Raw genomic sequence first — 18,623 nt, forward strand, 5'->3', positions numbered from 1 at the left:
TATTCCTTCTTTCTTGAAATGAGTTGGACGGGAGATCTACACGACGGTGTGTACGAGAAGTACGCAGATGAGTGCAACAACTGAAGCGATTGTGGTCCCAACCGTCAGTGTCTTCAGTGCTGTTCCTACTGAGATATCCATGTATTCCTTGTAGAGCCAGAACAACGAGTCGGTGACGTGTGTGAGACCCATGGCACCAGCGCCGACAGCCAGAACGAGCACGGCGGGGTTGAGGTCGGGATTGGCTGCAAGCATGGGTAGAACGATCCCAGCAGCAGAGATCATTGCGACTGTTGCGGATCCCACAGCGAAGTGGAGGACCAACGCGATAAGCCAGGCGATGATGATTGGGCTGACAGGAAGCCCGCCGAGTGCGTCAGCGAGTGCCGGAGCAACGCCGGATTCCATAAGTACAGCGTTGAAGGCTCCGCCAGCGCCGATGATAAGAAGCACGCCGCCGATGGGAGCGAAACTGGAATCGGTAATCTCAGAAAGGCGGTTGAGGTTGGCGCCATAGCGAAGACCGAGAGACCAATATGCGAAGAATACGGAGATCAAGAGGGCAATGATGGGGTGGCCGATGAGCTCGAAGATTCTGCGGACTCCGTTCTCTTCATCAAAGGCTCCTGCCGCAATCGTCTTTCCAACCATAAGCAAGAGGGGCAGCAAAATGGTGAACAGAGTAATACCAAATCCGGGAAGTTTACTTGCTTGATTTTCGATCGCACTGGAATCATCATCGATTTCAGTGCCCGTCACGGCAGCATATGCGACGGAAGCATCGCCACCACCCGTTCGGTTCGAAACCCCCTCTTTCACCGTTGTGGCGCTACCGAGAGCACCGACTTCTTCCATAGCCAGCCGAGCATCTGCGAATCGCATGAACAGCGGACCGCCGATGAGAGAGGTTGGAATCGCGACAATCAAACCAAGCATAATGACCTGGCCGATGTCTGCACCTAAGGTCTTTGAAATAGCGGTCGCGGCGGGGTGTGGAGGGATAAGGCAGTGCACACACATAAGTGAAACGATGAGCGGGACACCGATGCGAAGCCTGCTCATTCCAGCCTTGCGAGCGACTACGAAGACTAGCGGGACGAGAAGGACGAATCCGACCTCGACGAACACCGGAATACCGGCGATTAGTCCTAGCAAGGACATGACGATGGGGGCTCGTTTTGTGCCGAAAGTGTTAAGCATCGACGTTGCGAGTCGTTCCGCACCGCCGGAAACTTCAAGCATCTTTCCAAGTACGGCTCCTAGACCAATGACGAGAACCAGAAAACCAAGGGTTCCGCCGACGCCTTTTTCCAAAAGATCGCCCACGTCCCCGAGGCTTACTCCTGTGACGAGTGCAACTGCTACGGCTGCGATGGTGAGGGCTAACGAGCCGTGCATTTTCAACGTAACAATGAGAAATACGATGAGAAGAATCGCGAGGATAAGCACGGTCACGAGTCCTGCTGTCGAGGTGATCATGTGACCTCCTTGTTATGTAGACAAACTTCGGTCCAAGCCTAAAACCTTGGTCGGATGTTTATCCATAAAAGGTTTGAACCGAGTATTACAAGTAAAAAATTTATTACCGTGAGAAAAAATTGTCAATAGAAAAGGCGCCATTCTCAATGTGAATTGTGTCTCACTGTGACAATCTCGTTTTATAGCCGTGTATTGCGTGTAGTGGCACTACTCGTTCGAGTGAAATGCTCTATTTCTACTGCTTGGAGAAGCGAATTCTCCAAAGTTATGCTCAGAGGAAATTCAATTCGTGTTCAGTTCTTTGCTCTTCTTCGGGATAGCTGCACTGCAACTGCTCTCAAAATGCGCGTTTTGGTGGTCTACTAGATGTCGAAGTCCTTTGCCTTTTCTAAAGCCATGCTTGCGTAGCGGTATTCCGAAGGGGAGGGGCTGATTAAGAGATATTGTGTCGAGGTTGCATCGATGAGCGAAACAAATGCTTTAGCGATTTTTGGAAGGATTTCCAAATTTAGATATAGTCTCCTTATCAAGTGGCAGATTTGAAGGCGGGGGATTCTTCTTTGCTGAAACGTATTGGCAACTACTGGTGTCGTGGGTATAGTAGCCAGACTGATTGTCACACCCTTGAGGGGCTTGCAAGTTCTTCGAAGACAGACTTATAAATGATTGCTTCCTGAATCTTGGGGGGAATTGACCGCACCGGTGTCGTCGCCAATTATCGGTATTTTAGGTGTGTTGCAACAATGGTAAAGGAAAATTATTACCCAGCCTGGCATCGGGGGACATATGGTTGCGGCCTTTCCTGGCGGAGTTCTTTTAGTTTTTCTTAGTGGCACACTCGCTCGTGACGTTCTCCGATCTGTCGCTAGAAAGTCGGGAAGAATACTATCGGCGGCAACACAAATCTAAAACGAAATAATTGACGGTCGCTTGGTGACGTTGCCCGTGACGATTTCTTATAGACAGTCAACCCATTTGTATGACCTCTATGCCGAGATTAAAGGTAGTGAGAAGATTTTCCACGAAAGGGAGCTAGCATCTCGTCTTGTGGCTTGGAGGAGAAAGGGTAGAGATCACCTGGCAACATTAACTTTGAGGTTGAAAACGTCTTGTGGATGCCAAAAAGGTCTTAGCCCCACGGGGTGTGTTCTTACTGCTGGAAGAATGTTGCCATAGATCCTGCGACGGAGTAACGAGTAAGGATTCTGCCGTGGGGAAATTCCGGCTATGGTGCGAATCACAATGGGAGGAGAGTAAATCGGCTTTTATTAGCAACGCAAAAAATAGAATAGACGTATGCGTATTCTACCGATAGCAGTCTCCGCAGCCATGGTTGCAGGAGCGATAAACCCGGCGACGGCTGCGGAAGTGGCCGATTCTCATGCGGGGGACGATGCTGAAACCCCGTCCGTGTCCCAGTACGTTGATCGGGAGGCGACGGATTCCGAACAACCGGAAGAACTAAGCGAAGATGCGATCATCGCGATTTCAGTGGTGAGCTCAATCGTGGGGATCGCCGCGATTCTTGGTGGCGCTTTTTGGGCAATCCAGCAGCATCTGATTCCGAACCCGCTTCCGGGGATCATCCCTGGTCCGCCACCGCTGCCTGAGCCACCTGCACCTGCTCCACCGGCCCCAGAGCCCGCACCCGCGCCGGAACCGGCCCCACCGGCACCTGCGCCCGCGCCTGCTCCACCTGCACCTGCCCCCGCGCCCCCGGCGCCGGCCTCAGCGGTTCAGCATTCGACTTATCCGAATTGCCGCGCGGTGTGGAATGATTTGGGTCGCCCGATCCATAGGAGCGATCCGGGATACGGTTCTCACCTGGATCGGGACGGCGATGGTGTTGGTTGTGAGCGCCGTCCACGCTAGCTAGTCAGCATCGTTATTGGTCTCGTCATCACGTAGGGTGGTGGCGGGACTTTTTATGAGCTTTGGTTGCCGGGTTTAGTTGCCTTAAGCGGGCTGAGTCGTGTTGGCTGCCTTCGTGGCTTTTCATTTCCCCAGGCATCGCCTTGCGAGCATCGCCCCCTACCACCCCTCGGTCAGATCCCGCAGCTCCTCGTAGTGGGCGACGGTGTCGTGGTCGGGTTCGGCGGTGTAGTGGCGCGGGGTGCCGGCGGTGGCCCAGGCGGGCGGGAGGGCCTGGCCGGAGAGCACGCAGGCGGCCTGGCGGGCGGCGCCCATGGCGACGTATTCGCCGGGTTCGGGCACGAGGACGTCGACGCCGAAGATGGCGGGGGCGATGTGGCGGATGGTTTTGCTCTTGGTGTCGCCGCCGATGAGGAGGACGCGTTCCGTTTACTGCAAGGTTGTGTTTTCAAGGGGCACCACGGCATCCTGCATGGAGCAGAGAATTCCCTCGACTGTGGCGCGGGCAATGTCTTCGCGGGTGGTGTCGGTGGTCAGCCGCCGGAAAACGCCGGTGGCGTCGGGTCGGTTGGGGGTGCGCTCCTCTTCGAAGTAGGGCAGGAGGGTGACGCCGTGCGCGCCGGATTCACCGCGAAGCGCTAGTTCCGAGGGTCCGTTGAGGGCGCAGGGAAGGGAGAGGTATCTGCCGGTGGTGTCTATAAAACCTGTTCCCACGCCCCCGCATGTGCCACAATGAGCGGTATGGAGCTTGAATTCTTGGAATCCATGGGGTTCTACGCCTCGGCGGAGCAGACTTACCGGTTGGCTGCGGACGCGGAGGTAAGGACGGTGGAGCAGGCAGGCGATTTCGCCTGGGTATCGGCGTATGTGGACGCCTCGGGGGCGTCGATAAGCTTCATGCAGACGCTGGCGGGGCTCACAACCGAAAGCTTCGCGGTGTACGGGGCGACCCCGGTGCAGGCGCACGTGTGGCAGGTCGCGCCGGGGCTGGCCTGCGCGGACGTGGGTGGCGTAAACGCCACCCACGCGGGCAAAGGAGCCACCCACGCGGGCAAAGGAGCCACCCACGCGGGCAAAGGAGCCAACGCCCGTGTCCGGCTCCTCCTCAGTGTCGACGATCCGCATCTCTACCCGCAGTACCCCCTGCGTGCGGTGGGGCGGCCGGTGCGTTCCACCTCGTTCCAGCTGGGGGCGATCGCCTCCGAGGTCCGCGCGTACGACACGGTAGGGCAGTGGGCTGCCGACCAGACACCCGTGCGCAAGGAGGACACCTACCTTAAAGATGTTGACGATCCCTCCATTCCCGACGAGCTCCTCATCGGACCAAAGTTCATCGCTTCCCCTCTTCTCGTTCCGCTTCTCGAGGGTCACCTGGCACCGGCGGATGCGGGGTCGAATGCCCTGTTCAAGGGGGTGGTGGAAAGCGTCGAGGTGGTGCAGAACGCGCTTACCGGCAGGCCGTGGTACAAGGTGGCGGCCGATTGCGGCGTGCCGGTCATGGTGGCGATGCCCGCCACTGCGGACCCCAAGCCGAAGATCGGGGGTGTCATCGACGGCGAGGTGTTCATGACGGGCACCTCCGGCACGTGGCTGAGGTAGGGCCGGGATGGCCTCGCGCGGGGAGATACTGTGGGTTGCATTCGCTAGTGTGCATGGCATAGTAGTGGAGTTTTTTTACACCTCGGGTGTGGATTTATCCACACCTCAGCAGTGGATTTCTCCAGACCTGAGTAGTGGATTTCTCCATTCGGGGCTAGAAAAGTCCTGGTTACGGTGGGACACAAAGGGGCGCGAGGAAATCGATGCGGTTGTTGAGCTTTGCGACGGCCGGTGGTTGGGCTTTGAAGTTAAGCTCTCCCATCATGCGATTGATGGTGCCGCAGCTCATCTCAAGGCGGCGGCCGCCAAAGTCGTGCCGGAGGCGGCGGCACTCCTCGTCATCGTGCCCACGGGTCCCGCGTTTCGGCGCGCCGACGGTGTGTGGGTGGTGCCGCTCGTAGCGCTCGCGCCGTAACGGTGAGGCCACAGTTTCTGGGGCGAGACTACATGGGTGCGAGGGTGTATCGCGGGGGTAGGTAGGCGATGTCATACTTTGATGAACATTGTGCGAGAATGGCACCTATGGACCTAAAATTTTTAGCTTCCGCAGGGTTCGAGGAACCGGCGGACCCCAGCGACCGGCTGTCAGATGTGGCCGGGGTTCGTGTTGTGGAGCTGGAACTAGGGTTCAACCGCGTGGAGGAGTATGAGGATGCTTCCGGCGCGTCGATAAGCTATATCGAAACGGGGACGGGCCTCAAGGCCAAGAGCTTCGCCCTGGCAGGGAACACGAAATCGGTGTCGGCGCATGTGTGGCAGCTCGCGCCGGGGCTCGTGTGCGTGCGCGTCGTCGATCTCCACGGTGCCATCATTAAGCGGGTGCTTGCTAACGTCACCGATCCGCAACTGTACCCGCAGTTCATCGTGGGGATGGCCGCCAAGCCGCGGTGGTGTCTGCGCTACTTCCTGGGGGCGTTTGCCGCGGATGTCACCGTGTATCCCTCGGTGGAGAGCTGGGCGAAGGAGCACGCACCAGCTGGCAGTGTCGGTGCGGGGGTGGACGTGCGCGCACTGGAGAGCCGCTGGCTCAGGCCGCTTTTGCGGGGAGAGGTGACGCAGAAAGAACTGACCTCCGAAGCCACCCTTACCGGGAGGGTGGAGGCGGCGGAGGTGGCGCGCAATGAACTCACGGGTAAGCCGTGGTACAAGGTGAGCGTCGATTGCGGGCTCCCGGTGACGCTCGCGCTTCCGGCGTCCACATTCCCGCGCCCCCGGCCGGGCACCATCGTCCACGGCGAGGTGTTCATGACGGGCTCCACCAAATAGGGGAGCACGGGCTCGTATCGCGCGGTGCCGCCGTAGACTCACAAGCCCCACCGGCGCGGCTACTCCGGTCGCAACGGCCACAACATGGGCTACGTTGTGGGAAATTGGAGCACCGGCACCGAATTTGAGGTGGAAAAGCCCTACCGCCAGTCCGATTTTGGCCACAACTTCTACGCCGGTCAGACGCTCGTGCTTGATGGGCGGGTGACGCCTTTCGCCTGGATGGGCGATTTCTCCCACCCCATCGAGAGCCAGGAATGGGGTTGGTCCGGGCAACTGGCGCTGCCACGCGACCTTGGGCTCAACGCCGAGTTGGAGCTCACCACCACCCCGATCCTCGAGCTCGCGCAGCTGCGGGGCGCGTCCCACGAGTTGGGTACGGTCCCCCTTCAAGCTGGAGGTCACCCTCCTCACCTCCGTTGCGCAGGCTGTTGAACTGTGCTTCTCGACGTTCACCGGAACGCCTTTTGCCACCGTCGGCTACGATTCGCTGGCCGGCACGGTCTTCCTGCGCCGCGGCACCCGGCTACCGCGCCGCCCCCAGTCGAGGGCGACACCGTCCACCTGCGGATTGTTCGCGACGTCAGCTCCATCGAGGTTTTCATCAACGATTGCTCCTCCACCATTTCCTCCTTCGTGTTCTCCCCGGAAGAAAACGCGGACACGGTAGCCACCGCCCACGCCATCGGTGCCGACGCGGAGCTAACCGATGTCTACTGGTGGGAGCTCGGATCGAACTAGCTCTCCTTGCTAAAAAGCGCGCATCACAAAAGGTGGTGCGCGCTTTTTGTTTATTGCCTCGTGGCAGGGGAGAAGGGGGTGACCATAAGGTGGCTGCACAATCCGCAGGGCCATTTCCAGTGGCAGAGGTCCATGCGACGAAAAAAGTGAGGGGCAAGTTCCTCATAGCACTCAAACAATAAAGGAATAACAATGAGTAAAAGGAAGGTGGCGGTTTCTTTCACTGCAAGTCTCGACGTTGTTGGCACTCTTTTCACCCCAGTGGCTAGCGCGGAGACTACCGCTGCGGACGACTCCGTGTGCACCATCCAGATCCGCTCAGGAGAAAATGAGAATATTTCCGTTTCAGAGAAGAACCTGCGGAAATCTATGAACGAAAAAAGCGGACAGTGCGCAAGGCAGATTTGCCGGCTGCTGTGGTTGCCTATACAACATCGGTTCATGGCTGGAAGCAGCAGCTTGGCACCTTCGGCAGAATGCGGCGCAACGGCGATATCACTGACGAGGCGTATTTCTGGGAGATCGAGCCGATCTCGGCCTTGATAAAAGTGTATAGCGAAGAAGCTCTGCCCCAGCTGGATAAGTGTGTAAGGGAAGCGGGCGGTGGGAAGACCGAGACTGCAGCTCTCAGCACCGCGGACGGTGAGCCGAACAACGTGGGGGTTGGGCTCATCGCCTCTGGGGCGACGCTGGCGATTGTCGGTCTCATCGCTGCGATCGTGCCGCAGTTGAAGAACATTCTGCCGGCGCAGCTCGCTGCGCTTCTACCCTAGGGCTGGGGTACTTGGTCCTGCACGTATGTGTAGCGTGCAGGGCCTTGTTGTGCGCGGATTCCGCGTTGGGTAGCAGGGTTGGGGTTTCTCGGCGGTCGTTACTTGGCTTGATAACACGCGGGGGATGGGCGGGGGATGAGGTATTAATACCGATTGCTCGCTTCCCATTAGCAAGTCGTCGTTTTCCTATCTATGTATTACCCCACGTCAACACACTTAGTTTAGTTTGTTTACCTTTTGGGTCGTGTTTTCGGTAGCGTGATAAGTGATGTTTGATGTGTAAGGAGAGCTGAGGAAGCTGTGCAACCTGGAAACCTGCGACGACGCAACCTGGCGAGGATTTTTGCCCTCATTGGCTCGGCGACGGAACCGGTCTCGCGCGCGGACTTGGCCGCAGCGAGTGGGCTAACCAAGCCGACGGTGTCCAAGCTAGTCGACGAACTGGTTAAAGGTGGTCTCGCAGTGGAGGGGGAGGCGGTGTCCGGGGCGACGGGGCGCCCGAAGATTCCGCTGGCGCTGGACAATTACGCCTGCTTCGGCATCGGTTTGGAGATCATGTGGAAACGCGTCCGCGCCGTGGCTGTCGGGCTGAACGGCAACGTCATCGCACGAGACGAGTTTGGTCTCGACGTGCCCAACTCGGACTACCGCGAGGTCGTACGGGAATCGGCGCAGCTGGTGAAGCGCCTGCGTGTGGCAGCGGAAGCGGAATGCAGTGCGCACGGCGCGGGGCCCACACGGTTCCTGGGGATGTGCGTGTCCATCCCTGGACGCCGGTCGATGGACCCGGAATCCATCCTCTCTGCCCCGATCCTCCAGTGGTTCGACGTGCCATTCCTGCGTGACCTGCGGTTGGAGCTCGGCGCGAGCGAGCCGATCCCGGCGTCTAACGATAACCAGCTGGCGGTGTTGTACGAGGTGGAACAGCATCCGGGCGAATCGTTCCTCTTTGTTAGCGCCGCCACTGGTATTGGCGGAGCAGTAGTCCTTGATGGCGAGGTCTATGGCGGAATAAACGGCTGGGCCGGCGAGATCGGGCATACTGTTGTGGATCGCCACGGGCCACTGTGTCGCTGTGGGAGGAATGGCTGCATCGAGGCGTACCTCAGTAGGCGGGCTCTGCAGGAGCGCGCCGGGGTGTCTAAGTCCACGCATATCACGGAGGCAATTTCGGTGCTGTTCAAGCGGTCCGATGCGGATGATATTGCGGCTGAACTCGGCGAACTTTTGGGGATCGCGCTGTCCAACGCGCTCAACGTCATCGACGTGAACAAGGTGGTCCTGGCGGGATACCTCGTCGATCTGCTGCCACACATTGAGGAGTCACTGTATGAGACGTTGCGGGGGCGGGCGCTCATCCACGAGGTGGATGAGGTGGCCATAGAATCCTCGCAGGCGCCGTCGGAGGCGAGCGTGCTGGGGGCGGGGAGGCTCACACTGCGTCCGGTCTTCGATGACCCGGGAGAGTGGCTCTAGTCACATCAGTGCGTGTCTAGTGACACGAAGAATGTGGGGAATGTGTCCAAATTACCCCCGAACTAGGGGGTACTTAGTTAATGGTATTTACTTTCGAGGTCACCTATAGCCATACTTAGTAAGGAAAGTAAACAAACTAAACGCTGTCGCCCGGAAGAGAGTGCGACGGCCCTCCCGAAAGGAACAGTCATGGGTGACCTTTGGAACGTAGAAAAGATCCCGTTCGTCGGCAACGAGGATGTCACGCAGGATCTCGGCTTCCACTACTACCAGCCGGACAAGGTCGTGGCCGGAAAGAAAATGAGCGAGTGGCTCCGCTTCGCGGTGGCGTACTGGCACTCCTTCGACGCCCGCCTCGTCGACCCGTTCGGCTCCGGCACCGCGATCCGCCCCTACGACCACATCACCGATCCGATGGACCTCGCGCTGGCCAAGGTGGAGTACGCGTTCGAGTTCTATCAGAAGCTCGGCGTCGAGTACTTCTGCTTCCACGATCGTGACGTCGCCCCCGAGGGCGATACGCTCCGCGAGTCCAACGCCAACCTCGACAAGGTTGTCGATCGCATCGAGGAGTACCAGAAGGACACCGGCATCAAGCTGCTGTGGAACACGTGCAATCTCTTCAACAACCCGCGCTTCCTCGCCGGTGCCGCAAGCTCCCCGTTCGCGGAGATCTTCTCCTACTCCGCAGCACAGCTCAAGCACAGCCTCGAGGTGGGCAAGCGCCTCGGTGCTGAGAACTACGTGTTCTGGGGCGGCCGCGAGGGCTACGAGAACCTGTGGAACACGGACATGAAGAAGGAGCAGGAGCACCTGGCTCGCTTCTTCCGCATGGGCAAGGATTACGCCAACGAGATCGGTTTCGATGCCCAGTTCCTCATCGAGCCGAAGCCGAAGGAGCCCACCACCCACCAGTACGATTTCGACGCGGCCACCACGATCGCGTTCCTCCAGACGTACGGCCTGGACAAGGACTTCAAGCTCAACCTTGAGGGCAACCACGCCAACCTCGCAGGCCACACCTTCCAGCACGAGATCCGCGTCGCCCGCGACGCCGGCATGCTCGGCTCCATCGACGCCAACCAGGGCGACAAGCTCATCGGCTGGGACGTCGATCAGTTCCCGGTCGACCTTTACGAGACCACCTCTGTCATGTGGGAGGTTCTCGCCGAGGGCAGCATCGGCCCGCGCGGCGGCCTCAACTTCGATTCCAAGCCGCGTCGTACGTCCTTCACCGAGGAAGACCTCTTCCGCGCGCACATCGCCGGCATGGATGCCTTCGCCGCAGGCCTCATCGTGGCAGCCAAGATGCACGAGGACAAGTACATCGAGAATCTCGTCGCCGATCGCTACAGCTCGTTCGGCGAGGGAATCGGCAAGGAAGTCGGAAACGAGAAGGCGACACTCGCTACCTTCGAGGAGCACTCGCTGGATATCCCGCAGTCCGAGCTCATCGCCGCTACCCGCTCTGATCACATGGAGACCGTCAAGGTCACCATCAACAACTACATTGTCAACGCTCTGGCGAGCAAGTAACACGTAGGGAGTGTAACGATGAACAAGAAGATGTCGATGGGGCTGATCTACCTATTCGGCTCCCTCGGTGGCCTCCTCTTTGGCTACGATACCGGCGTCATTTCCGGCGCTATCCTTTTTATCCAAGACGAGCTCAATCTCGCCGAATGGGGACAAGGATGGGTGGTCAGCTCGGTGCTCCTCGGTGCCGTGCTCGGCTCGATCGTCATCGGGCCACTGTCCGACCGCGTAGGTCGAAAAAGGCTGCTCCTTGCAGCATCGATCGTCTTCTTCATCGGTGCGCTGGGATCTGGGTTAGCGATGGGGCTTGTCACGTTGCTCGTCTCTCGTGTCATCCTCGGAATCGGAGTGGGCATAGCATCGTCACTGATTCCAACCTATCTTTCTGAATTAGCACCCGCCCACAAGCGAGGAGCACTCTCCGGGCTCTTCCAGCTCATGGTGATGACGGGTATCCTGCTCGCCTACATCTCAAACTACGCTCTGGCAGATATCATCCACGGCTGGCGCTGGATGCTGGGATTGGCAGCGCTACCCGCTGCAATCTTGTTCTTCGGTGCGATGGTACTCCCTGAAAGCCCAAGGTTCCTCGTAAGGAAGGGCCAAGATGCGGATGCACGAGACGTACTGGTGCAGATTTACAAGGGTGACAGTGCAGAAGCAGATACTCAACTCAAAGAAATTCAAGAGCTGGCCCACAAGGCGCATGGACGGTGGGCGGATCTGTTTAGCCGTGATGTTCGTCCCGCATTGGTGGCTGCGCTCGGGTTGGCAGTTTTCCAACAGGTCATGGGGTGCAATACGGTGCTTTACTACGCACCGACCATCTTTACCGACGTGGGATTCGGAGTTTCTGCAGCGCTCTTGGCGCATATCGGAATCGGAATCTTCAACGTCATTGTCACCGCCATTGCATTGAAATACATGGATCGCATCGGTCGACGTGAAATGCTAATTCTCGGTGGTGTTGGCATGGCGGTTTCTCTCACCATCATGAGCTTCGCTATGAAGGCCTCCGGCGAATCTCACACGGCAGCCATCATCTGCGCCATCGCGTTGACCATCTACATCGCGTTCTTCTCGGGCACGTGGGGTCCGGTCATGTGGATCATGATCGGCGAGATGTTCCCCCTTAACATCCGCGGCTTGGGTAACTCTCTTGGCAGCACCATCAACTGGACCGCGAATGCTATCGTTTCGCTGACATTCCCAGTGCTACTGACCGGATTTGGTACCGGTACGTTGTTCCTCGGTTACGCTGCTGCGTGCGTACTTGGTGTGTTGTTTGTGAAGCTCTACGTCTTTGAAACGCGTAATCGAACCCTCGAGGAGATCGAGGAGTACCTGCGTCACCGCGCCAGCAAGTCCACAGCAACCGTATAGCTCTTGTCATTCGAAGAAAGGTGAGCCGACAATGAAACCGTACGTGGCCGGTGTGGATTCTTCTACACAGTCCGTCAAGATTGTCATCATGGATCCGATTACCGGACAGGTTGTTCGGGAGGGGCGCGCTTGTCATCCGCAGGGAACAGAAGTTGACCCGACGTATTGGTGGGAAGCATTTTTGACGGCCGTAGAAGAAGCCAGCGGGCTCGATGATGTTCGGGCAATCTCCTTCGGTGGACAACAACACGGTATGGTCTGCCTAGATAAGAACGGTGAAGTCATCCGCCCCGCACTGTTGTGGAATGACACTCGTTCCGCACAAGCGGGTAAAGATCTAGTCAAGGAACTTGGTAGCGGTGATGAGGGGCTCGGTGTCAAGGAGTGGGTGTATCGTACGGGTTCGGTTCCCGTGGCGTCGATCACCATCACAAAGCTAAGGTGGCTCGCCGATCATGAACCGGACAACGCTGCCAAGATTGCGGCTGTGTGCCTTCCACACGACTGGCTCTCCTGGAAGTTTTCGGGGAGTACTCGTTTGGAAGACCTGGCAACGGATCGGTCGGATGCCTCCGGAACTGGCTATTTCAAAACCCCGTCGGCAGACCAGTCCTATGACTATTCGCTTCTCGCACGCGCACTGCGGATATCTGAAGCTGAAGCTCACAAGATCCAGCTGCCACGCGTGGCTGGACCAAGGGAGGTCATTGGGCATGGAGATGCAGACCATGGGTGGAATCACATTGCCATTGGACCAGGCTGTGGCGATAACGCTGGTGCGGCCCTCGGACTAAAGCTTTCACCGGGTGAAGCAATGCTTTCGCTTGGAACATCCGGTGTGGTGGCGCTTCGCTCGGACAAGCCGATCGTGGATCCGGAAGGAATTATCACCGGTTTTGCTGATGCCACCGGTCAGTGGTTACCGCTAGCTTGTACGCTCAACGCGTCTCGCATTATCGACGCAATGGCAGCGGTACTCGGTGTGGATTACCAGCAGTTCAGTGAACTTGCCTTGTCCGTCGATTCTGCGAGGGGCCTCGAGCTTACCCCGTACTTTGAGGGGGAGCGTACGCCTAACCTTCCTAATGCTACGGCCTCCCTCACCGGAATGACCCTAGATAACTGCAGACCAGCATATGTTGCGAGGGCGTCGGTCGAAGGGCTTCTTTCCCTCATGCGTGGGGCGATGGACGCGATGCGCTCCGCTGGTGCTGAGGTAACCAAGGTGCAAATGGTCGGTGGTGGTGCGAAGCTTGAGGCGGTACGAGTGCTGGCTCCTGATATTTTGGGAGTTGAGGTGGAAGTTCCGGAAGCCAGCGAGTACGTTGCGCTGGGGGCTGCACGACAAGCAGCGATGATCTGATAGCCCCAGAAATAGAGCAGTCAGATCGGAAGATCTGGCTGCATCCTTCTTTTTACGGGTGTTGTGTTTTCAACCTGAGGGGACACGGAAAGGCTGGTTCTATCTCCTTTGACCTGGAGGGAGCAGTTCATGTTCTGTACGGTGCCCTTATCGGCGATCGATAAAGCGTGCCCTGAAACCATATCTATTATCTGAATCCCGCCGTGTCCTGGCTGTTACAGGAGCGACCTACCCTTTTCAATGTAGCCATCCATTTCCTCGGCTGGCACCATGGAACCGCCGGTGACCCAGGCGAGGTGGGTGGCGTGGGCGAGCATGGTGCGGGTGAGCCCGGTGCGCTGCCGGTAGTCGCGGGCTTTGTTGCTGGTGAGATGCTTAATGCCGGCAAAGGCGGTGGCGGAGGACGGTTCGATGCGCAAGTCTTCAATGCGGGCAAGCAAAGCGACCAAGCGGTACATGTCGGCATCGGTGACCGTGTAGAAGGCGTCGATAAGCTGTTGCATGCGACGGCCCACAAACGCCGACGGGCGACCGCAGGCCAGGCCGTCAGCGGCGGTGACGTTATCGATGCCGAAGTCCTGGACGCAGACGGAGTCGTGCGCACCGGTCATGACGCCGAGCAACATCGAGGGGCAGTGGGTGGGCTCAGCAAAAACGCAGCGGACGTGATCACCGAAGACGGACTTGAGTCCGAAGGTCACGCCACCGGGGCCACCGCCAACACCGCACGGTAGGTAGGCGATGAGCGGGTGATCCGCGTCGACGCAGACGTCGAGGGCCGTGAACTGCCCGGCAAGGCGGGCGCCGGCGACGGCGTAGCCGAGGAACAGGGAGGTGGAGTTCTCATCGTCGACAAAATACATCGTCGGGTCGGACTCCGCCTGCGTGCGGCCCTTTGCAACGGCGACGGAGTAATCGGACTCATACTCTTTAACGGTGACACCGTGGGCGCGGAGCTTGTCCTTCTTCCACTGGCGGGCGTCGGCGGACATGTGGACAAATGCCTGGAAGCCCAGCTGAGCGCTCATGATGCCGATGGATAGTCCCAGGTTGCCGGTGGATCCCACGGCGATTTTGTACCTACTAAAAAGCGCGCGGGCTTCGTCCGAGTCAAGCGCGCGGTAATCGTCCTCGATGGTGATGAGTCCCTCGGCAAGCGCGATGTCTTCGGCGTGCTTGAGCACCTCGTACACGCCGCCACGGGCCTTGATGGAGCCGGAGATGGGCAGGTGAGAATCGAGCTTGGCCCACAGCTGACCAGGGATGGTGATGCCGTAGTGGGTTTCAAGCTGTGCCTTGAAGCTGGGCACGCAGGTAAGCGGCGATTCGAGGATGCCGCCGGTGGGCCGCGCGGCGGGGAACACCTGCGCCAGGTACGGCGCCCAGCGCTTGAGGCGATCGCGGGCGTCCTCGATGTCCGCGCGAGTAAGCCCCACGCGTGAAAGCCCTTCCGCAGCGGCTGTGGCATGCGGGTTGAACCACGCGGTTTCCTCGCACCTCAGCAGGGTTTTCAGCGTGGGGTATGTGGCCGTCCACTCGGCGAGGTCTCTACCCAGGATGGTGTTCACGGGCTTCTCCAGTGTGGGGATTAGATGTGTCTAAAGAGAATAGTAATTAGTGAGTTGCACGGCGAGGAGGTGCGAATATATGAGCGAAGAAAAAGCGGAGAGCCTTAGGGCTTTGGCAAGTGGGAAAAGTGTAGGCTAGTGAATTTATCCAAGCTGTTCGAGCAAGGCGAAAGGGGGTTACATAGCTAGGGTCGGGGGAGTGCGTGCGCAATGCCTAAGGTACTCGGTTTTCATCCTTGTCTTAGGTGGCGGAAATGGTTCGGGGTTTGGAGGCGATGTCAACCCAGAAAACGGGCCCTCGGTTTCTGAGAGCCCGTAACCTGTTGTTCTTCCTTTTTCCGTCATGCTCACCAACGCCACCGGGGATTTACGGCGAAATCCGTGCGCGCCGGGGCACAGCGTAGGGGGTGGACCTACGGCAGCATGGCCTGGATCTGCGGGGGTAGCAGGGGCTTCAGCTGCGGGAGGATCGCGATGATGAGGCCAAGAATTACCACAATGGAGCTGACGGCAACGACGGCCTTGCCCGCGTCATTGAGGTGTCCATCGGCGGTGCTCAACGCGGAGTCCGGGGATTGGTCCTGTGGGATGGGCTCGGTGTCGCCTTCTTTGCCTTGTGCGCACTTGTTGTAGGCCTGGTTCAGCACGGTAAGTTCGGCGATGCGCTCCTTGATCGGGTTGGCCAAATGGTTGTACCTGTCCTGGGAGATGCGGTGAGCGGCAAGCCTATTGTCCAAGTTCTTGAGGGCGACCTGCTGTGCAGCGATGTCCGCGCCGGTGGCCTTCGCCCGAAGCGATGCCTTGTTGAAGGTGATCGGGTCGCTGGCCACGTAAGCGGCTTCGGGGATGCGGTTGGATTCTTCGGCGGTGAACGAGATGGAGCACTTGTTGTCGGTGATCTTCACGGTGGCGGCATTCGCGGCCGGAACGCACATTCCAACGGCGAGCGAGGTGGATAGCACGGCGGCAACGGTGCGCGTGGATAGCTTTTTCATTGTGGACCTCCTATTCGGGGTATGGCCAGATGATCGGGCGTATGTAAAGTCACCTGGTCTGCTGGTTTTTTCAAGGGGGCGTAAGGAGTTGGAGGAATCAACGGCTCACACTTATTACATCCCGAGTGAATGAAAAAGTGTTACACCATCCATGAAAAATTCCTTCAAAACTTTTGGTGTGCCACGGCACCACCGGGTCCTTGAGGCCGAGCTTCTCGGCCACGAGCTTCCGGGTCTCGGCGGACTTGGGGCCCTGGGCCGCGTTCGTGCCGCCGGCGCCCCACAGTGATACCAGACCGATGCGTTCGTAGGTTTCTTGCAGGCGGGCGCGCTGGCGGCGGACTTCGTCGAGAAGTGCAGCGAGCGTGGCGCCGTACGTGGTGGGCACCGCCTGCTGGGCGTGGGTGTGACCTGCCATGACGGTGAACTTGTACTGGGCCGCCTTGGTGGCAAGCCCGGCTCCAAAGCGCTCGAGCTGCGCACCGAGGGCCCGCAGGGAGGAGGTCATCTGGAGGACCAGCCTGGTGTCCATGATGCCCTGGGTGGTGGTGCCGTAGTGGACGCGGCCGTCGGGGCCCTCGGGGAGGTGGGCCGAGATCTGGCAGACGAGGCCGAGGATGAGGTAGCCCACGTTCTTGCCCACCTTCCACAGCTCGGCGTGGTCGATGTTGTCAAGGACGGCGGCCGCGGCAATCGTCTCGGTGTCGGCGGGGTCGATGACTCCGAGTTCGCCCTGGCTGAGCGCCAGCGCGCGCTCGGTGGCGAGCCACGCCTCGATGGTGGCATCCTCGCTCCAGATTGTGAGCTGGGTCTCGTTGTCGGCGTTTTGGTAGAGGAGGTTAACGGTGCTCGCATAGTGGCGGTTCCTTTCTCACGTGTGCCTCCACCCGTGTGGGGATGACGGGCATGATCGGCATCACGTGTGGTGAGCAGTGGTGGCGCGGGCCGACTATGCCACAATGGACCCATGGCCACGTCTTTCCTAGAATCTCTCGGGCTTGATCCCGATCCGGATACGAACTTTGAGCTCATGAACTCCGCGCAGGTCCTGGGCATGGATATGCGGGAGAGCCCCGTCAACGATATTTCCGTGTGGGGCGTCTACCCCGATCCCAGTGGCGCGAACTTCGGCTTCTTCGTCACCAGTGACGAGGTTCAGACGGACTTTTACTCCGTGCGCGGCACCCGTGGCCAGCGCGCCACGGTCACCCGGCTCACCCCCGGCCTCGCCGAGGTGCAGCCTGTGTCCGAGGACGACGAACCCCTCACGCGCCTCCTCGTCGCCGTCGATGACCCGGCCCTTTACCCGCCCACCGAGATTATTCTCGAGGAATACTTCATCGGCGCCATCGCCGTGGAGATGAATGTTTTCGATTCTGCCGAGGAGTGGAAGAAGACCCAGGAGCCCGTCAAGGTGGGGGAGGGCCTGCCCGAGGGCGTGGGCCAGGAACTGTACCTCGGCCCGGGTTTTGTCACCAGCCCCTGGTTGTTTGCGCTCGCCCAAGACCCCGACCAGCTCGACCGCGCCAACCCCATCGCCATTCTCAATGCCGAGTGCGAGACGGTGGAGCTTGTCACCAACGAGCTCACCGGCAAGAAGTGGTACCGCGTGGAAATCAGCTGCGGCTTCCCGCTCACTCTCGCCTTGCCCGCCGATACCACCCCGGCCCCGCACCCGGGCAGCATCGTCGACGGCGAGGTGTTCCTCACCGGGTCAACCGGCCACTGGTATTAGTTAGGCGGGCAATCAAGAACCGTCACCCTTGCTCACATAGACAAGCCGATTCGGCCTCACGTCACGCAGTTCGGCGTGCGCCACGGGTGGGCGGATTTGGTAAAAAACTTGTCCCAGGCCTCCAGCGGCCCGCACCGTGAAAATACGGGCGGGCCGGGAAACGTTCGGGGCGAGGGGCGCCCAGCACCCGCGTGTGGCGAGCTAAGAGCGCTTCTACCGGGCGGTGCTGGGACGCGTTAGCCTAGGGCAGCATTGCCTGGATCTGGGGCGGCAGCATCGGCTTGATGGCGGGGAGGGCTGCGACGATGATGCCTATCACGGCGAGGACGGAGGCGGTTGCCACCACGCCAATGCCGGCTTCGGTGAGGTGACCGTCCACGGTGGAAAGCTCGGCTTGGCTCTGGGAGTAGGTGCCGTCACCGTTGGTGGCGCACGCCTCCACGGCCGGGCTGCTGACGAGGGCGTAATCGTGCACCTTCTGCGCATCGGCCATCAACTCGTCGTACTCGGCCTTCGTCAATGCGCCCGCCTGGTAAGCGGCCTTAGCCTTGTTCACGGATTCGGAAAACTCGGTTTCGAGCTCCCGGTATTTTTCCATCCATGTTTGGGCTTGCTCGCGGGTGAGGGTAGCGCCGTCCTTCACGGTCACGGTGCTGTCGTATGCGTTGATGGTCTTCACCTCTCGATCGGTGAAGTGGAAGGTGCACACGTTGCCGCGGACCTCCACAGTGGAGGCATTGGCGGCGGGGGCGCAGAGTCCGCAGGTGAGCACTGCGGACACGGTGGTGGCGACGAGGGTTTTCGCGAAAGAACTCACGATGATCTCCTGGGTGAAAG

At 59.2% G+C, this 18,623-nt stretch carries 19 protein-coding genes and 1 pseudogene; 13 read left to right on the top strand and 7 right to left on the bottom strand.

Annotated features, from left to right (window positions below; all coding sequences use genetic code 11):
• Window positions 1–36: 36 nt before the first annotated feature.
• Window positions 37–1,479, bottom strand: a complete 1,443-nt coding sequence (locus HMPREF1219_RS09155) for a GntT/GntP/DsdX family permease (protein WP_016458636.1) — start codon at window positions 1,477–1,479, stop codon at window positions 37–39.
• A 1,296-nt stretch (window positions 1,480–2,775) separates the two neighbouring features.
• On the opposite strand from HMPREF1219_RS09155, the gene HMPREF1219_RS12620 reads away from it, so the two are divergent.
• Window positions 2,776–3,351, top strand: a complete 576-nt coding sequence (locus tag HMPREF1219_RS12620) for an excalibur calcium-binding domain-containing protein (RefSeq protein WP_016458637.1) — start codon at window positions 2,776–2,778, stop codon at window positions 3,349–3,351.
• A 159-nt stretch (window positions 3,352–3,510) separates the two neighbouring features.
• Here the strand turns inward: HMPREF1219_RS12620 and HMPREF1219_RS13260 are convergent, their stop codons facing one another.
• Together HMPREF1219_RS13260 and HMPREF1219_RS13265 are read right to left on the bottom strand one after the other, a co-directional pair.
• Window positions 3,511–3,693, bottom strand: a complete 183-nt coding sequence (locus tag HMPREF1219_RS13260; RefSeq protein ID WP_016458638.1) for a hypothetical protein — start codon at window positions 3,691–3,693, stop codon at window positions 3,511–3,513.
• 87 nt (window positions 3,694–3,780) lie between these two features.
• A complete protein-coding gene (locus tag HMPREF1219_RS13265) occupies window positions 3,781–4,065 on the bottom strand; it encodes an FGGY-family carbohydrate kinase (RefSeq protein ID WP_016458639.1) in 285 nt (94 codons plus the stop codon).
• A 27-nt stretch (window positions 4,066–4,092) separates the two neighbouring features.
• On the opposite strand from HMPREF1219_RS13265, the gene HMPREF1219_RS09165 reads away from it, so the two are divergent.
• The 10 genes and pseudogenes from HMPREF1219_RS09165 (at window position 4,093) to HMPREF1219_RS09210 (ending at window position 13,488) form a co-directional block, all read left to right on the top strand.
• The gene (locus HMPREF1219_RS09165) at window positions 4,093–4,950 is read left to right on the top strand and encodes a hypothetical protein (RefSeq protein WP_245554442.1); all 858 of its coding nucleotides are present in this window, start codon (window positions 4,093–4,095) and stop codon (window positions 4,948–4,950) included.
• Between the two features lie 88 nt (window positions 4,951–5,038).
• Window positions 5,039–5,365, top strand: coding sequence for a DUF4143 domain-containing protein (locus tag HMPREF1219_RS12630; RefSeq protein ID WP_245554443.1), 327 nt, complete (start codon window positions 5,039–5,041; stop codon window positions 5,363–5,365).
• A 107-nt stretch (window positions 5,366–5,472) separates the two neighbouring features.
• A complete protein-coding gene (locus HMPREF1219_RS09175; protein WP_016458642.1) occupies window positions 5,473–6,216 on the top strand; it encodes a hypothetical protein in 744 nt (247 codons plus the stop codon).
• A gap of 75 nt (window positions 6,217–6,291) precedes the next feature.
• A pseudogene (locus HMPREF1219_RS09180) lies at window positions 6,292–6,651 on the top strand (hypothetical protein); the annotation flags it as partial.
• Window positions 6,652–6,654: 3 nt separating this feature from the next.
• Entirely contained in the window at window positions 6,655–6,957 is a 303-nt protein-coding gene (locus HMPREF1219_RS09185) for a GH32 C-terminal domain-containing protein (protein ID WP_016458644.1), read from the top strand.
• Window positions 6,958–7,346: 389 nt separating this feature from the next.
• A complete protein-coding gene (locus HMPREF1219_RS09190; RefSeq protein ID WP_016458645.1) occupies window positions 7,347–7,730 on the top strand; it encodes a hypothetical protein in 384 nt (127 codons plus the stop codon).
• A gap of 300 nt (window positions 7,731–8,030) precedes the next feature.
• On the top strand, window positions 8,031–9,206 hold the full coding sequence (locus tag HMPREF1219_RS09195) for an ROK family transcriptional regulator (protein ID WP_016458646.1): 1,176 nt from the start codon (window positions 8,031–8,033) through the stop codon (window positions 9,204–9,206).
• Window positions 9,207–9,395: 189 nt separating this feature from the next.
• Window positions 9,396–10,742 (top strand): xylose isomerase, encoded by a 1,347-nt coding sequence (gene xylA / locus HMPREF1219_RS09200; protein ID WP_016458647.1) that lies wholly within the window; start codon window positions 9,396–9,398, stop codon window positions 10,740–10,742.
• Window positions 10,743–10,760: 18 nt separating this feature from the next.
• Window positions 10,761–12,125 carry a sugar porter family MFS transporter gene (locus HMPREF1219_RS09205; RefSeq protein ID WP_016458648.1) on the top strand — a complete coding sequence of 455 codons (1,365 nt, stop codon included), beginning with the start codon at window positions 10,761–10,763 and terminating at the stop codon, window positions 12,123–12,125.
• Between the two features lie 31 nt (window positions 12,126–12,156).
• Complete coding sequence (locus HMPREF1219_RS09210; RefSeq protein ID WP_016458649.1) at window positions 12,157–13,488, top strand: xylulokinase; 1,332 nt, start codon at window positions 12,157–12,159, stop codon at window positions 13,486–13,488.
• Between the two features lie 215 nt (window positions 13,489–13,703).
• On the opposite strand, the gene HMPREF1219_RS09215 is transcribed toward HMPREF1219_RS09210, so the two are convergent.
• From HMPREF1219_RS09215 to HMPREF1219_RS09225, 3 genes are all read right to left on the bottom strand, one after another.
• Window positions 13,704–15,056: a D-serine ammonia-lyase gene (locus HMPREF1219_RS09215; protein ID WP_016458650.1), complete on the bottom strand. Its 1,353-nt coding sequence runs from the start codon at window positions 15,054–15,056 to the stop codon at window positions 13,704–13,706.
• A gap of 413 nt (window positions 15,057–15,469) precedes the next feature.
• Window positions 15,470–16,051 (bottom strand): hypothetical protein, encoded by a 582-nt coding sequence (locus HMPREF1219_RS09220; RefSeq protein WP_016458651.1) that lies wholly within the window; start codon window positions 16,049–16,051, stop codon window positions 15,470–15,472.
• Between the two features lie 97 nt (window positions 16,052–16,148).
• Window positions 16,149–16,682 carry a lyase family protein gene (locus HMPREF1219_RS09225; protein ID WP_016458652.1) on the bottom strand — a complete coding sequence of 178 codons (534 nt, stop codon included), beginning with the start codon at window positions 16,680–16,682 and terminating at the stop codon, window positions 16,149–16,151.
• Window positions 16,683–16,709: 27 nt separating this feature from the next.
• Here HMPREF1219_RS09225 and HMPREF1219_RS13075 point away from each other — a divergent pair, with 27 nt between their 5' ends.
• Window positions 16,710–16,952 carry a hypothetical protein gene (locus tag HMPREF1219_RS13075; protein ID WP_156823285.1) on the top strand — a complete coding sequence of 81 codons (243 nt, stop codon included), beginning with the start codon at window positions 16,710–16,712 and terminating at the stop codon, window positions 16,950–16,952.
• Window positions 16,953–17,018: 66 nt separating this feature from the next.
• Window positions 17,019–17,786 (top strand): hypothetical protein, encoded by a 768-nt coding sequence (locus tag HMPREF1219_RS09230; protein WP_016458653.1) that lies wholly within the window; start codon window positions 17,019–17,021, stop codon window positions 17,784–17,786.
• 241 nt (window positions 17,787–18,027) lie between these two features.
• On the opposite strand, the gene HMPREF1219_RS12315 is transcribed toward HMPREF1219_RS09230, so the two are convergent.
• Window positions 18,028–18,603, bottom strand: a complete 576-nt coding sequence (locus HMPREF1219_RS12315) for a hypothetical protein (RefSeq protein ID WP_016458654.1) — start codon at window positions 18,601–18,603, stop codon at window positions 18,028–18,030.
• Between the last annotated feature and the right edge of the window lie 20 nt (window positions 18,604–18,623).

The sequence above is a fragment of the Corynebacterium pyruviciproducens ATCC BAA-1742 genome (assembly GCF_000411375.1).
GTDB lineage: Bacteria > Actinomycetota > Actinomycetes > Mycobacteriales > Mycobacteriaceae > Corynebacterium > Corynebacterium pyruviciproducens.